The sequence below is a fragment of the Flavobacterium sp. W21_SRS_FM3 genome, assembly GCF_052113625.1.
In the GTDB taxonomy this organism is placed as follows: Bacteria; Bacteroidota; Bacteroidia; order Flavobacteriales; family Flavobacteriaceae; genus Flavobacterium.
The window spans coordinates 236,642-252,517 of sequence record NZ_JBGQOD010000002.1 but is presented as its reverse complement, the minus strand read 5'-3'; the positions used below and the strand labels follow the sequence as shown (position 1 = coordinate 252,517).

Sequence of the window (15,876 nt, the reverse complement as noted above, 5' to 3'; positions counted from 1 at the left end):
TATAAAAGGATGCTTTGCCGACTTATGTACTTTAGCATAGTAAAGCCAAACATTTTGTTATTAGTTAATTACAATAAAAAAGCGCTCTCTTAAGAGAACGCTTTCTATATAGTAAATCAAAAACTTATTTTTTGTCAATCCATTTTCTAGCATTTACAAACGCTTCATGCCAAGGTGAAACTTCATCGTTTCTATCAGCTGGATAATTAGCCCAATTCCATTGAAAAGTAGAGCGCTCAATGTGTGGCATCATTACTAAATGACGACCAGTAGTGTCGCAAAGCATAGCGGTATTAAAATCAGAACCATTCGGGTTTGCTGGATAGCTTTCATAACCGTATTTAGCCACAATATTGTAATTTTCTTCACCCATAGGCAAATTGAATTTTCCTTCTCCATGTGAAACCCAAACTCCTAAAGTACTTCCCGCTAAACTTGATAGCATCACTGATTTGTTATCCTGTACGGTAACTGAAGTAAAAATACTTTCGTGTTTATGACTGTCGTTATGCAGCATTTTTCCGTGCACTTCATGCTCTGGATTAATTACCTCTAATTCCATGAATAATTGACAACCGTTGCAGATACCAACAGATAAAGTATCTTCACGTTTAAAGAAATTTTTCAAAGCTGTATTTGCTTTCTCATTGTATTTAAAGGCACCGGCCCAACCTTTGGCAGAACCCAATACATCCGAATTAGAGAAGCCACCTACTGCGCCTATAAACTGAATGTCTTCTAGTGTTTCACGACCTGCAATTAAGTCGGTCATGTGAACATCTTTAACATCAAAACCAGCCAAGTACATAGCATTTGCCATTTCACGTTCTGAATTACTTCCTTTTTCACGAATAATTGCCGCTTTTGGACGTGCTTGTGAAGCATCAATTAACGGTTTCTTACCAGTAAAATGTGCTGGAAAAGTATAGCTTAACGGTTGGTTTTTATAATTGTCAAAGCGTGCTTGTGCTGTTCCATTTTTAGATTGCTTTTGATCCAATAAAAATGAGGTTTTGAACCAAATGTCTCTGTATTCTTTGATGTCAAAAGTAGATAGTCCTAGGTCTAAAGTACCGTCAGTTGTCAACGTTCCTAGTTTAAAGAATTCTACTTTATTAGTATTTAATTTGTTTTCCAAAATACTATCATCTTTAGGCTGAATTACAAGTCCAATATTCTCAGCAAATAAAATTTTTATAGCATCTTTCTCTTTAAAAACATCTAATGCGATTTTCATACCAGCTTCAGCAAAGTCGCCAGTTCCTCCTTCGGGAGTTAGCGGGCTAAAACACATTTCTAATAAAGTAGTGATTAATCCACCACTTCCAATATCATGACCCGCTACAATTTGATTGTCAAGAATTAAATCTTGGATTGAATTAAATGCTTTTTTGAAAAACGCAGCGTCTTTAATAGTAGGAGCATCGCTTCCTATTTTGTTTTGTGTTTGCGCAAATGAAGAACCTCCTAATTTGAATTCGTCTTGAGACAAATTGATATAGTATATAGAACCACCGTCTTTTTGTAAAACAGGCTCCACTACTTTTTGAATATCTATACAATTTCCAGCTGCCGAAATAATAACCGTTCCCGGTGCAATTACTTCTTCGTTTGGATATTTTTGCTTCATAGAAAGAGAATCTTTTCCTGTTGGGATATTCACTCCTAATTCAATTGCAAAGTCAGAACAGCTTTGAACTGCGGCATACAAACGAGCGTCTTCACCTTCATTTTTACAAGCCCACATCCAGTTAGCCGAAAGTGAAATTCCGTCCAAACCGTTTTTAATAGGTGCCCAAACAATATTCGATAAAGATTCTGCAATTGCCGTTCTACTACCGGCAACAGGGTCAATTAATGCCGCTACTGGAGAGTGACCGAGTGAAGTAGCAATTCCCTCTTTTCCATTGTAATCTAAGGCCATTACACCACAGTTGTTCAATGGTAATTGTAAAGGACCTGCTGTTTGTTGTTTGGCTACTTTTCCACCTACACAACGGTCTACTTTATTTGTTAACCAGTCTTTACAAGCTACAGCTTCTAGTTGCAGTACTTGTTCTAAATAGGTAGCAATATTATTTTTATCGTAGGCTGCGTCTGAGTAGTTTCTTTCGATGGTGTTATCAGTCATCACTACTTTTGGAGAACTCCCAAAGAAGTCTTCTAAAGCAAAATCCATTGGTTTTGCACCGGTAGTTTTTGACTGAAAAGTAAAACGGTGGTCGCCCGTTACATCACCTACTTGATACATTGGGGAACGCTCCCTGTCGGCAATCTTTTGTAAAGTGTCTATGTCTTTTTTACCAATAACCAGACCCATTCTTTCTTGCGACTCGTTTCCTATTATTTCTTTTGCAGAAAGTGTAGGATCTCCTACAGGTAATTTGTCTAAATCGATTAACCCACCTGTGTCTTCTACTAATTCTGACAGGCAGTTTAAGTGTCCACCAGCACCGTGATCGTGAATCGATACAATAGGGTTTTCATCACTTTCTACTAATCCACGTATGGCATTAGCCGCACGTTTTTGCATTTCTGGGTTAGAACGTTGAATGGCGTTTAATTCAATTCCGGAGCTAAAAGCACCTGTATCTGCAGAAGAAACTGCAGCACCACCCATCCCAATTCTATAATTTTCTCCACCTAGGATGACGATTTTGTCTCCTGTTTGTGGTGTTTTCTTAATGGCTTGTTCTAATTTTCCGTATCCAATTCCACCTGCTTGCATGATCACCTTGTCAAAACCTAGCTTGCGTGCGTCTTCTTCATGTTCGAAAGTTAAAATCGACCCGGTGATTAAAGGTTGTCCAAATTTGTTTCCAAAATCAGAAGCGCCATTCGAAGCTTTAATCAAAATGTCCATGGGGGTTTGATACAACCATTTTCTTTCGGTCATTCCATTTTCCCATGGTCTGTTTTCTTCTAAACGAGAATATGACGTCATGTATACTGCAGTTCCTGCTAAGGGCAACGAACCTTGTCCACCCGCTAAACGGTCTCTAATTTCTCCTCCAGATCCTGTTGCAGCACCATTAAAAGGTTCTACAGTAGTAGGAAAATTATGTGTCTCTGCTTTTAGCGAAATAACTGAATCAAATTCTTTTACATCATAAAAGTCTGGTTTGTCAGCACTTTTAGGAGCAAATTGTGTTACACGTGGCCCTTTGACAAAGGCTACATTATCTTTGTATGCCGAAACAATATCGTTAGGGTTTTCCTGTGAAGTTTTTTTAATCATTTTGAACAAAGAAGAATCTTTTTCTTCTCCATCAATGATAAATGTTCCATTAAAAATTTTATGGCGACAGTGTTCTGAGTTGGCTTGTGAAAAACCAAATATTTCTGAATCTGTTAACTTGCGACCTATTTTAATAGCTAAGTTGTCTAGATACTCCACTTCTTCAGGGCTTAATGATAACCCTTCTTGCGCATTGTAAGCAGCAATATCTTCAATATCTAAAATAGCTTCTGGCTCAATATTGATAGTAAAAATATCTTGATTTAACACTGCATATTTTTGTGAAAGCATCGGATCAAAATCAGTAGCATCTGCGGTTACGGGATGAAATTCTTCGATTCTGATAATACCAGAAATCCCCATATTTTGAGTGATTTCAACGGCATTAGTACTCCATGGAGTAACCATTGTGGCACGTGGGCCAACAAAAAAATCCGTCAGTACGGATTTTTCTATTTTATTGGAGTCGGCAAAAAGCCAGTTTAATTTTGAAATGTCTTGAGCTGAAATTTCGTTTTGCGTTTGTACGGCAAAAACAGTTTTGCTTTGGTTTTCAAAGAAATGGATCATTGTTGTTTAGTTTGTTGTATTGCGATGCAAATTTAGACAATTAAGATGAAAATTCTAATAAAAAAAAGCGGCAAAATTGCCGCTTTTTAATTGGGTGTTAATTTAGTTTCAACTAGTTGATTACTATTTTTTTAATGATGGATTGCGTCGCATCTATGATTTTAATCAAATAGATTCCTTTTGATAGCTTAGATACTGACAAACTATTGCTGTTCATGCTTTGTTTTTCAAGAATTTTTTGCCCTATTAGGTTGAATATTTCTACAGTGAATTTTGGATTGCTATTGTAAATTGTAAAATCTCCATTAGTAGGATTCGGATAGATAAGAATGTTATCTGTTTCCACAATTGTGGTGGTTTTGTCTTTTGTTTGTACTACTCTACTTCCTAGGTTATTACAAGTATCTACTGAGAAAGAATCCCATTCTGCTGTAATATTAAAGCTTGTGTTAGGGGCGGTTACCGTTGCTTTCCTTCTTAAAGTCACATCAGCAGCAAAGTTAGCAGTTCCTCCATTGAAGGTCCCAATAATGTCGATTAGTACGCCGTTTTTAAATAATCCTACGGCATCATTACCATTGAATGTCAATTCTGTTGCCGATGTAGCAATGTTAGCGGAACTAGTAGGATAACAACTAGAAGCCATTGCACTATTGACTAAAGTAAATTTACTTCCAGAAGTTAAGGTACCACTTAACGCAATTCCTGAACTCCAAGCTCCAGCACCATTGGTTTGCTTTTTTACGGAGTACGTACTTAGGTTTACTGAAGTTCCCGTTGCATTCGCAATTTCTAGCGCTTTATTGTTAGAGGAACCTTCTATGTATTCTGAAAAGAATAATTCTGTTGCTCCACCAATAGCCGCTGTAGTGGTGATGTTGACAGCGTTACTTGCTCCCGAAATATTACCCGCAGCATCCTTAGCTTTTACGAAGAAGGAATAAGCTGTTGCAGCGCTCAATCCTGTTACAGTATATGAGGTTCCGCTAACAGTTGCTTTCAAACTACTACCTTGATACACATCGTAAGCGGTAACTGCTACGTTATCTGTGGCTGCAGTCCACGATAAATTAGTAGTCGTTTGCGTGGTCCCAGAAGCAGCCAAAGCTGTTGGGCTAGTGGGTGCTATGGTATCTGCACTTCCTCCAGTGATGTTAATGGTATAATCTTCAACTTGACCATAGGAGAATGCTTCACAAGAAGTGGGTACGCCATTGTATTTCATTGCGACTCTCATTCCTGTAGCTCCTAAAGTAGCTGTTATTGGTATGGTGATAGTACCAGATACTGTGGTTGAACTAGAGGGAGCATTTGTCCACACTTCTTCACCAGCATCTGTAAAAAGACCATTTTGGTTGTAATCAATCCAAACGGCATAGCCTTCACTGTATACACTGCCTGTCCATAATGGAGTTACGGTAAGGTTATAAGCTGTCCCGCGGCTGGCATTAGTAGAAAAAGAAGTGAAATTTTCATAGCCCGCTGTTCCCGTCGAACTGTTGCTGATGGACCCAAAAACAACTTTGCCTATTTTTTCATCTGCAGTACTATTCCCTTGTGAACTGCAGTATGCGATGGCAGCCGTTCCACTAGTAGTCACGTTTACAACATTACTGGAGGGCGAAATGTTTCCTGCTGCATCTTTGGCTTTGATCGAAAAAGTATAAACTGTTGCAGCGGTTAAGCCTGTAACAGCATAAGAGGTTCCTGTAACAGTTGCTTTCAAACTACTTCCTTGATATACATCGTAAGCTGTAACGGCTACATTATCTGTGGCTGCAGTCCACGATAAATTAGTTGTTGTTTGTGTAGTATTCGAAGCGATTAAATTAGTTGGAGCAGTAGGAGCTTGGATATCTCCTGATGGATTCCAAACTTGCTGTACATATTCAGGATGATCAATATACGGATTCCTATTATTTTGAGTGCCATAAATAGCATTGTTGCGTGCAATTTCTCTTGGGCTAACTGGGTCCAGAGCGTTCCAAGCTAATAACATATTTAAAAATGCGGTCGTAAAAACTTGGTTGCTCGTCCCATTAAACATAGGATAGGAGTAGCCCGAAACAGTGGTTTCATAGCGAGTTGCAAAATAAAAATACATGCGAGCGATGTCTCCTTTGAATTCGTCTATAGGCTCAAAAACAGTTCCCGAATATCCAGAAACGGAACTCGATCCTAATTTGCTGCCATTGAGCGATGTCCAAGTTACCGCAGCTACTGTTCCATGTGGGTAATTAGAGCGTTGTCCGTTTACTTTTCCATCTGTAGGTGTGATGAAATGAGCATCAGAAACCATAGGTGCTGAAGAACCAAAAGTAGATTGCGGAATGATGTGCTCTCTATTGTAACAATCGCCCTCGCTTGAATAGCTACCGCATCGTTGTGTGGATCCTGTCGAATAATTGTAAGGGTCTGTACCATTTGGTTTTTCAGAATACATGTCTAGTACAGTTCCATCATTTTCATAAAAATTATCAACATCTGATGTCTGATAGGTAGTGTATAGACCACCATAGCCATTATCAGTATGGCCTTTGATGATGTTGTACAATTGAGTTTTTAAGGTGTAGCCCGTACTAGTGGCTGTGTTGTAATAGCCTGACGGAATTTGCGCCATGCAAACAGTAACGCATAATAGCATTACGAAAGAGTAGATTTTTTTCATAAAATTTAAAATAGATTTGGGTTAATTAAATAGGGGGCAATTCAGAGGATTTCTAAAAATTGATATTTTTTAGATCACACTCTAAATCACGACAAATCTATATATTTTAGAAATACAAAAGGTTAAGAAATTTTTAACTTAGTTAGGTTTTTTCTTATCTCTTTTTCGAATGTTAATTGGACGAAATTGATCCCGTTTTCTGGCGGATTATTTTACAAATTCTTTGGTCTGATAAGCACCAAGATCAGGAGGCAGTGTTCTTGTGTTTCCCAGAATATCCAATGGTATGAGATAAGCCGAATTCCCTTTTGCGAAAGCGGCAGAACTAGCGTCGATATTCAACTTGTTAGTAGCAATATTAAAAAACTTCGGACTTTGATTTAACAAGATGCCGCTGTAATGTGTTGCATCCGTTAAGAATTGATACTCACGTATTGTAGATTTTTCGCTGAATTTTATCAAGCAATGGTTGAATTGATAATTAAAAGTGGAGGCCGTTTTTTTATTCAATTGCAACTCATTAGTATTTGAACCATAAATAATACAATTGTTAAAAGTGGCTTGAGTAAGGTTCTTTATTTCGGGGCTTGCACCTAAATTATAGTTACTTATTTCTACTGCAAGTTGGGAAACACTGTTCCAATTATTGTTAAAAGTACTGTGGGTAAATATATAGTCTCCGCCGTAGCTACAAGAAAGTGCTGCTTTTCCAGCAGTGTTGATAACGAGGTTTTGAGCACTGATTTTAGCAGTCTGCGCAAGAATCCCGTAGTTGGATGAATCATATATTTGGCTGTTTTTTATTTGAACAGTTGTTCCATCATTGTTTTGAATCAGTAAACCTATGGTAGCATTTTTAATGGTTAGCTGATTGATTGAATTGTTGGTGCTTCCATCAGTAAGCCATATTGCTCCCCATTGTCCAGGAACAGCAGCGTATTGTGGCTCTAGGCGATCCCCTTCAAAAATAACTTCATTTTCTAAATCGGGAGTGTTTGACTTGCTTCCATTAATTTGTAAAGAGGCTTTATTGCCAACTATAAGCCCTGAATTAGCATGAAAATGCACACGGCTTCCGGCATCAAATACAGCTGTTTTACCTGAAGGAACGGCAGCGTATCCATAAATAACATAGGGTTTGTTTTTGGTAAAATGCAGTTCATTACCGTTAACAGCATCATTTTCATCTAGGTAAAAGCCTTCAATTTCTTGCTTGTCCGCCAAGGGCAAAGTTTCTTTAGTACCATCAGCAAAACGTTTTGGGTATAGGAAAACCGCATCTTGAATTAGCGTAACTAATTGTACTTTTTGCAGGTTTTCGCCACTGTCAAACTCTATTGCATCGGTGTATAAAAAGTCTGTGGGATTTGCATCGGTGCTGCTCGCGGTTGTTTCAATAAAGATGTACAAACTATCCTTGGCTAAAAGGGTAACATTGCTAAATAATTTTCCTGCGGTGCCTTGCATGCCGTCAACGGTCATGCGATATTTTGAAGTCAGTCCTTTGCCTAATCTTATAGTAGGTATGTTGATGTCGCTTTTACTTTTATTATATACTTTTAAACTGTACGTGCTGGATCCAATGTTAGAAAACACAGTGTCTAGATAAATAGTGTCTTTAGAAAAACCCAACTTTCCTGAACTAGCAACCGTATCAAAATCGGAACGGCAAGCGCTAGCCAAAATGATTACTAAAAGAAGAAAGGGGAAAATTACCAACCGCATGGACATTGTTTTTGTGTAAAAATAGCAAAAAACTAATTTGAATTCAGAATAAGCCTCGTATTTACTGTTTTGTGACTTATCTTTTATTTATTTTTACAATCTTATAAAATGAAAGGAATGGTATTAGATAAAAATGAAATGCTACAATATTGTAATGAGTTTTCTAAAAATACATTGATGGAAACTTTGAATATTGAGTATATCGATGCAGGAGAAGATTTTTTAGTAGCCAAAATGCCTGTTAATTCCTCAGTACATCAGCCGATGGGGTTGTTGCATGGAGGCGCTTCTGTTGCTTTGGCAGAAAGTGTAGGTAGTGCTGCTTCCCACTTTTTTATTAATGACAAAGAACAGGAAATTCGCGGTATAGAGATTTCGGCCAATCATTTAAAAAGTATTCGCGAAGGCGTTGTTTTTGGTACGGCGCGCATCATTCATAAAGGAAGAACTCTGCATCTTTGGGAAATAAAAATTACAGACGAAGCTGGAAATTTGATTTCGCTTTGTAAATTAACCAATATGGTTTTGACCAAATCGACTCGATAAAAACGTATTTTTTGTGTAAACTAGACTTAAAACATAGCCTATATGATTGATTTTTTCATTAAAGTAAAACAGCAAGAAGCACAGCATTTACCATTTGTAATTTACAGGAAACCCAATAAAAATAAGCTCATCGGTTATTTTCAAAAAAATGACCATTTGTATTTTGCTGAAAGTTTAGAGGAAAGTGGATTTGTTTTTGCTCCTTTTGAAAACAATCAAATGATTCTTATCCCAAAAGAACATTCGGTTAAATGGGAATCTCAAACAAGTAGGGTAAAGCTAGCTATTGATGATGCAGTTGCTATTCCAGAGCATACACAAGGAAAAGAACATTTTGAAGCTGTGGTGCAAAAAGCGATTGATGCGATTGCAGCGGGAGAAATGAAAAAGGTCGTTTTATCTCGCAGAGAAATTGTAGCGCTAAAAGATTTTGAGTTGGTTTCGGTTTTTACCAAATTGATTCAAACGTATCCAACAGCTTTCTGCTACTGCTGGTACCACCCAAAAATTGGTATGTGGCTGGGTGCAACGCCAGAGCATTTGTTGAACGCCAACAAAAATAATTTTTACACCATGGCATTGGCAGGAACGCAAAAATTAAAGGAGGGTGAAGAAGCTGTTTGGGAGAAAAAAGAAATGGAGGAACAACAATTCGTAACCGACTTTATTCTAAATAATTTAAAAGAGCTGACTTCTGAAGTTTCTGTATCTAGTCCTTATACCTTACAAGCGGGGAACTTACTGCATATAAAAACAGATATTGAAGGCGTAGTGAATGCTAATTCAAATTTGAAACAAGTGGTTAGTGTTTTACATCCCACACCAGCTGTTTGTGGTTTACCCAAAGATGTAGCCAAACAATTTATAGTTAAAAATGAAGGTTATGATAGGGAATATTACACTGGCTTTCTAGGTGAATTAAATAGGAGAGGCTTTGCAAAAGAGAAACTTAAGTCAGATTTATACGTTAATTTACGCTGCATGAAAATAGAGCAGGATGTAAAAAACAACACTACTAAAGCGCACTTGTTTGTAGGTTGTGGCATCACTAAAGACAGCAGTCCCGAAATGGAATGGAAGGAAAGTGTCAATAAGTCCATGACGATGAAGCGGATTTTGTAGTTGACGAGAAAAAGAAAAAAGAAAATAGAGTAAGCATACAGTACAGAGAGATTAAAACAAGCATACAAAATAAATAATAAGAATAATGAAACTAGATATATTGGCTTTTGGAGCACATCCAGATGACGTTGAATTAGGTTGTGCAGGAACAATTTTAAAAGAAATTTCTTTAGGGAAAAAAGTAGGAATTATTGATTTAACGCATGGCGAATTAGGAACAAGAGGGTCAGCTGAAATTAGAGACCAAGAGGCGGCTGCAGCAGCAAAAATCCTTGGAGTTGCTGTGCGAGAGAATTTGAATATGAGAGATGGCTTTTTTGTCAATGACGAGAAGCACCAATTAGAGATTATTAAAATGATACGCAAATACCAGCCAGAGATTGTGTTGTGTAATGCTATCGATGATCGCCATATTGATCACTCTAAAGGAAGTAAATTAGTTTCTGATGCTTGTTTTCTATCGGGATTGATGCGTATAGAAACAGAATTAGAGGGAGAAAAACAAACTGCTTGGAGACCTAAGTTAGTTTATCACTATATTCAATGGAAAAATGTCGAACCTGATTTTGTTGTGGATGTCACAGGGTTTACCGATAAAAAAATTGAAGCCATCTTGGCTTACGGATCGCAGTTTTATGATAAAGACTCTAAGGAGCCAGAATCGCCTATAACATCAAAAAACTTCTTTGAAAGTCTAAATTATCGTTCTAGAGACTTAGGTAGATTAGTAGGCGTAGATCACGCTGAAGGTTTTACAGTAGAAAGGTATTTGGCTGTCAATAGTTTAGCAGATTTGCTATAAATTTGCTGTATTTTTTTTAAAAAAATGTTTGCAGAAGTAAACTTTAGTTGTATCTTTGCCACCGCTAAGAGCAAATGGTGGTTGTAGCTCAGTTGGTTAGAGCATCGGTTTGTGGTACCGAGGGTCGCGGGTTCGAGCCCCGTCTCCCACCCAGAAAGCAAAAGCCTTGAAGAAATTCAAGGCTTTTTTTGTGGAATAAAGTGAAATAAAAAAAAAGTCCGTTTTGATTGCTTTCAAAACGGACTTTTTATATCTGATTTTTTAATTAAAAGTGGGCAACTTTTTATTGAAAATTATTGTTTATCCACTACTGGTCTGTTTTCTCTATTTGCTAATTCCCAAGCAATCGTAAAAGCCAGTTGTGTTCGCTTAGTTAACGCATCAAATTCAATTTTATCTACCGTGTCACTTTTTTTATGGTAATCTGCATGGACACCGTTGAATAAAAATACTGATGGAATACCGTGCTTAGCAAAGTTGTAATGATCAGAACGCTCATAAAAATGATTTGGGTCTGCTTTATCATTGTATTTATAATCCAAATCCATTTTAGTGTATTTGGCATTCGCAAGAGTACAAATCGCATCTAAATCGCTAGATAAACGGTCGGCACCTATTAAATATACATAGTTATTAGAATTAGCATGTGCAATATCTCTGCGGCCTATCATGTCGATATTGATATCAGTAACTGTATTTTGAAAAGGGTATAAAGGATTATCAGAATAATAACTTGAACCTAGCAAGCCGTGTTCCTCACCTGTCGCATGGAAAAACATTATAGAACGTTTAGGTCCATGTCCTTCTTTTTTAGCTGTTGCAAAAGCTTGAGCGATTTCTAATAAAGCTACTGTTCCAGAACCATCATCATCTGCTCCATTGTAAATATCACCGTTTTTAATACCTACGTGATCGTAGTGTGCAGAGATTACAATTACTTCGTCTGGTTTTTCTGATCCTTCGATGAATGCCCATATATTTTGAGAGTCATTTAAATTCTCACCATATTTTTTATTTAGGAATTCAGCAGGGACTGTTTGGTAAAACGATTGAGCAGCCTTAGGGTAGGAAATATTATTTTTTTGATACTGACTGATCAGGTACTTGGCTGCTTTTTTTTGTCCTTCAGATCCCGTTTCTCTTCCTTCCATAGAATCAGCAGCAACGATGTAAAGATGCGTTTTTAAATCGCTGGCTGTAATAGTCGCCATGTATTTAGTGGGATCAGAATTATCAAGTGTAACAGCATCTTTGGTAGTAGCGCAACTGCTACAAAGAGCCAAAAGTAGGCTCAACGAAATTATTTTTTTCATTATTAATTAGTGAAGATTTATAAACGTGTAAAAGGCAAACAATAAAAGTAATAAAATTATTACGACAAAATTTATTAAAAATAGAAATATACTTTTGATAAACGAAATCAGTCTTGATTCTCCATAAAAACGGTGATGCGCTGGGAAAAAATAATAAAGCATCCAGCCAAAGCCTGCAAAATAGATTAATCCGCTGATGAAACTTGTTAAACTGGTTGGTTCTAATAACAAAAAGATTTTATCAGTAAGAAACAGGATTAAAATAAGTAATAACAAAAAGGAAAAGTAGTGCAGTGTAAAAATACCGTGGTCAAAGTAATACCACTTTTTTTTATTGTGAAATAGCCAGAGAAAAAAGGCAAATAGAGGCATGTAAATAAATAATACTTTGGGGAAATCGTGTAGAAATGAGACTCTAAATTTTGCGATAATTTCATCTACTGTATTATGCTCAGTAACAGTCAAAACCTTTTTAAGAACCGAATATTCAAAACTACTGTATCTGTCTTCTGTCTTTCCATATTTTTGTATGGAGTCTAATTCCCGTACTGTCCTAATGCCGAAATTATAAGGTTTGTCAACTTGTTCGTTTAGTGCAACGGATTTATTAATCGTTTGTTGTATGGAGTCTAAATTGTCTTTTGCAAGTACATCAGGGTGGATGAGTTTATTTATCTTTAAGTCGGTGGTTTGGCTTGGAGTCTGCTCAACAAGATCTATTTTTTTATCAGGAAAGACGCCTATCAAAAAAAAGGTAATAAAACTGATAAATATGTAAAGACGAATAGGGGCAAGGTACGATAGCCTTCTACCAGATAAGTACTCTTTTGTTAAAGTAGCAGGCTTAAGAATAAGGTTTTTAATCGTTTTCCAAAATGCGTTTTCATAATGGGTTAAATCCTCAAAGAAATGAATAAATAGCTGATGGAAAGTTTTTCTAATTTCTATGTTTTCCTGTCCGCAGTTGGAGCAGAATTTGTTTTCTACAACATATCTGCAATTTAAGCACGTCTTATCTTTTCTTTGAGGATTTTTACTCATAATAAAGAATTTAGGTTTTACTGTCGCCTAGTTATTTCTTTAAAACTTCATTTAAAAAAAGTTTTAAGTGTTCAAAAGAGCGTTTGGCTGCTTTTTCATTGTATGCTGCTCCTTTAGAATTATCATCACCGTATTCAGGATTCGTGAATCCGTGTACTGCATTTGCATAATAAATCATTTGCCAGTCCGCTTTAGTATCACGCATTTCTTGTTGGAAAGCAGCAATCTCTTCTTTAGATTCATATGGATCATCAGCACCGTGGCATACTAACACTTTTGCAGTAATAGGTTCAGTAGGTCTTGCGGCATCTTTGCCTAAACCCCCATGAAAAGAGACAACCCCTTTTACATTCAAATGACCACGTGCTGCTTCAAGAGCACCAGTACCACCAAAACAATAACCAATCACTACGATATTATCAGGATTTGCTCCCGTTTTAATCAATTGATCCATTGCTAACTGAATGCGATGTTGGTACAGCTCAAAGTTGGTTTTATAATAACCTGATTTTTTACCTGCCTCAGCATTGTCTTTAGGGTAGTTTCCTTCGCCATAAATATCAGCGATAAAAGAATAGTAACCTAGAGTAGCTAATTCAGTTGCGATGTCCTTTGATGCTTTGTCAATTCCTTTCCAAGCGGGAAGAATGAGAATTCCGGGTTTATGCAACGATTTTTTGGATGGCTGTATGGCATATCCATTTAAAACTTGAGCACCGTCATTATAGATTTGTGCTTTCAATTGTGCAAAAGAGGTATTGGTGCAAATGACCATCCCTAGAATGAAGTATTTTATATTTTTCATAATAATTTATTTTACACAAATATCTGAATTTAACCACTGCAAGTTAAGCGGAATAATAGAATTAATTGATTGTAATATTGTTTTTTTATACTGTAATCCACTAATTTATAAGGAAATATTTCGTTTAAATGCACAACCTAGTTCAATCATCGAGTCAGTTTTAGCGATACCAGGTATGTTATCAATTTTGTCATAAAGCAATTTTCGCATGTGTTCGTGATCCTTAGCAATCATTTTAATGTATAAGGTATAAGATCCTGTGATGTAGTAACACTCGGTCACTTCAGGGATTTTTTTGAGTTCTTCGATGATGCGATTCGAATCTTGGTCCTTGTTTAAAGTAAGGCCGGTAAATGCCCCCCAGTCGTACCCTATTTTCTTTTCGTTAATGATGGGTTTTATTCCTGCTATTATGCCTTGTTCGAGTAATCTATTGATGCGCTGGTGTACCATCGTATTCGAAATTTTGAGCGTACTGGCAATAGAAGAGTACGGCATGCGGCCATCTTTTTCTAATTCTTTGATGATTTTTATATCAAATTCATCTAATGTATCCATCTAAAATATATTAAAAATTAAAAGCTATTTTTTTAGCTGTATAAATGTAAAGATAAATTTTGTTTTAGGTGCATAAAATCTTTTTTATTTTAATTAATTTGACTTTAAAATACGTATTTTATTTAATAATTAACTTTTAATGTAGTTTTATAAGTCAAAACTTTGGTTTTTCATTGTTTACCAAATTAATTTTTATATTTTTGTTATATAACAGATTAAAAAATAAACAGATCATGCAACAGACAAATCGAACACTTTCAACTAAATCAGAAGCATTAATAGCCAAAGAAAATAAATATGGTGCCCATAATTATCATCCATTACCGGTGGTGCTTGATAGAGGAGAAGGCGTATTTGTTTGGGATGTAGATGGAAAAAAATACTACGACTTTTTATCGGCTTATTCAGCAGTAAATCAAGGGCATTGTCACCCTAGAATTGTAGGTGCGATGGTAAAACAAGCGCAAACCTTGACATTAACTTCTCGTGCTTTTCACAACGATCAGTTGGGTGTTTTTGAAGAATATGTAACAAAGTATTTTGGTTTTGACAAAGTGCTGCCTATGAATACAGGTGCTGAAGCGGTAGAAACAGCTTTGAAAATTTGTAGAAAATGGGCCTATGAAGTGAAAGGAATCCCTGAAAACCAAGCACAAATTATTGTTTGTGAAAATAATTTTCATGGTAGAACAACTACCATTATTTCGTTTTCTAATGATGAAAATGCCCGCAAGAACTTTGGTCCGTTTACCGCAGGATTTATTAAAATACCTTACGATGACACTGCGGCTTTAGAAGCAGCATTACAATCAAGTGCAAATATAGCTGGATTCCTAGTAGAACCTATCCAAGGGGAAGCGGGAGTATATGTTCCTAGCGAAGGATATTTGACCAAAGCCAAAGCCCTTTGCGAAGCACACAATGTATTGTTTATTGCTGATGAGGTTCAAACAGGAATTGCGCGCACAGGAAAACTGTTAGCGGTAAACCATGAGAATGTACAACCGGATATTTTAATATTAGGAAAAGCGATTTCAGGTGGTGTGTATCCTGTATCAGCAGTATTGGCTAATGATGCGATTATGAATGTAATCAAACCAGGACAACACGGTTCTACTTTTGGAGGAAATCCAGTAGCTGCTGCAGTTGCGATGGCTGCGCTAGAAGTAGTGAAAGATGAAAACCTGTCAGAAAATGCAGAACGTTTAGGAATAATTTTGAGAAAAGGACTAAATGATATTGCATCTAGAAATTCATTGATTACCTTAGTAAGAGGTAAAGGTTTACTTAATGCTATTGTGATCAATAGTGATGAAGAGTCGGATTTAGCCTGGGATATTTGCCTTAAATTTAGAGATTATGGTTTGTTGGCTAAGCCAACGCATGGTAACAAAATTAGATTTGCACCGCCTTTAGTGATTACTGAAGCGCAAATTCAAGATTGCCTTGCCATTATCGAAAAAGCACTTAACGATTTCAAATAATTGG

11 protein-coding genes and 1 tRNA gene are annotated in these 15,876 nt (G+C 36.6%); 5 read left to right on the top strand and 7 right to left on the bottom strand.

Annotation, left to right across the window (positions count from 1 at the left end):
- Positions 1–124 precede the first annotated feature (124 nt).
- The 3 genes from purL to ACEN2K_RS04610 form a co-directional block, all read right to left on the bottom strand.
- Positions 125–3,808 carry a phosphoribosylformylglycinamidine synthase gene (gene purL / locus ACEN2K_RS04620; RefSeq protein WP_441758148.1) on the bottom strand — a complete coding sequence of 1,228 codons (3,684 nt, stop codon included), beginning with the start codon at positions 3,806–3,808 and terminating at the stop codon, positions 125–127.
- A gap of 112 nt (positions 3,809–3,920) precedes the next feature.
- Positions 3,921–6,476, bottom strand: a complete 2,556-nt coding sequence (locus tag ACEN2K_RS04615; RefSeq protein WP_441758147.1) for an endonuclease — start codon at positions 6,474–6,476, stop codon at positions 3,921–3,923.
- Positions 6,477–6,683: 207 nt separating this feature from the next.
- The gene (locus ACEN2K_RS04610) at positions 6,684–8,201 is read right to left on the bottom strand and encodes a hypothetical protein (RefSeq protein WP_441758146.1); all 1,518 of its coding nucleotides are present in this window, start codon (positions 8,199–8,201) and stop codon (positions 6,684–6,686) included.
- A 117-nt stretch (positions 8,202–8,318) separates the two neighbouring features.
- Here ACEN2K_RS04610 and ACEN2K_RS04605 point away from each other — a divergent pair, with 117 nt between their 5' ends.
- From ACEN2K_RS04605 to ACEN2K_RS04590, 4 genes are all read left to right on the top strand, one after another.
- Positions 8,319–8,747, top strand: a complete 429-nt coding sequence (locus ACEN2K_RS04605) for a PaaI family thioesterase (RefSeq protein WP_441758468.1) — start codon at positions 8,319–8,321, stop codon at positions 8,745–8,747.
- Between the two features lie 42 nt (positions 8,748–8,789).
- Complete coding sequence (locus tag ACEN2K_RS04600; RefSeq protein WP_441758145.1) at positions 8,790–9,869, top strand: isochorismate synthase; 1,080 nt, start codon at positions 8,790–8,792, stop codon at positions 9,867–9,869.
- An 85-nt stretch (positions 9,870–9,954) separates the two neighbouring features.
- Complete coding sequence (gene bshB1 / locus ACEN2K_RS04595; protein WP_441758144.1) at positions 9,955–10,671, top strand: bacillithiol biosynthesis deacetylase BshB1; 717 nt, start codon at positions 9,955–9,957, stop codon at positions 10,669–10,671.
- Between the two features lie 76 nt (positions 10,672–10,747).
- Positions 10,748–10,823 (top strand) — tRNA-His (locus tag ACEN2K_RS04590).
- Positions 10,824–10,964: 141 nt separating this feature from the next.
- On the opposite strand, the gene ACEN2K_RS04585 is transcribed toward ACEN2K_RS04590, so the two are convergent.
- From ACEN2K_RS04585 to ACEN2K_RS04570, 4 genes are all read right to left on the bottom strand, one after another.
- Entirely contained in the window at positions 10,965–11,984 is a 1,020-nt protein-coding gene (locus tag ACEN2K_RS04585; RefSeq protein ID WP_441758143.1) for a M28 family peptidase, read from the bottom strand.
- A gap of 6 nt (positions 11,985–11,990) precedes the next feature.
- Positions 11,991–13,025 (bottom strand): DUF3667 domain-containing protein, encoded by a 1,035-nt coding sequence (locus tag ACEN2K_RS04580; protein ID WP_441758142.1) that lies wholly within the window; start codon positions 13,023–13,025, stop codon positions 11,991–11,993.
- Positions 13,026–13,056: 31 nt separating this feature from the next.
- The gene (locus tag ACEN2K_RS04575; protein WP_441758141.1) at positions 13,057–13,830 is read right to left on the bottom strand and encodes a dienelactone hydrolase family protein; all 774 of its coding nucleotides are present in this window, start codon (positions 13,828–13,830) and stop codon (positions 13,057–13,059) included.
- Between the two features lie 105 nt (positions 13,831–13,935).
- Entirely contained in the window at positions 13,936–14,388 is a 453-nt protein-coding gene (locus ACEN2K_RS04570) for an Lrp/AsnC family transcriptional regulator (protein ID WP_441758140.1), read from the bottom strand.
- Positions 14,389–14,621: 233 nt separating this feature from the next.
- On the opposite strand from ACEN2K_RS04570, the gene rocD reads away from it, so the two are divergent.
- Positions 14,622–15,872: an ornithine--oxo-acid transaminase gene (rocD, locus tag ACEN2K_RS04565; protein WP_441758139.1), complete on the top strand. Its 1,251-nt coding sequence runs from the start codon at positions 14,622–14,624 to the stop codon at positions 15,870–15,872.
- Positions 15,873–15,876: the final 4 nt, after the last annotated feature.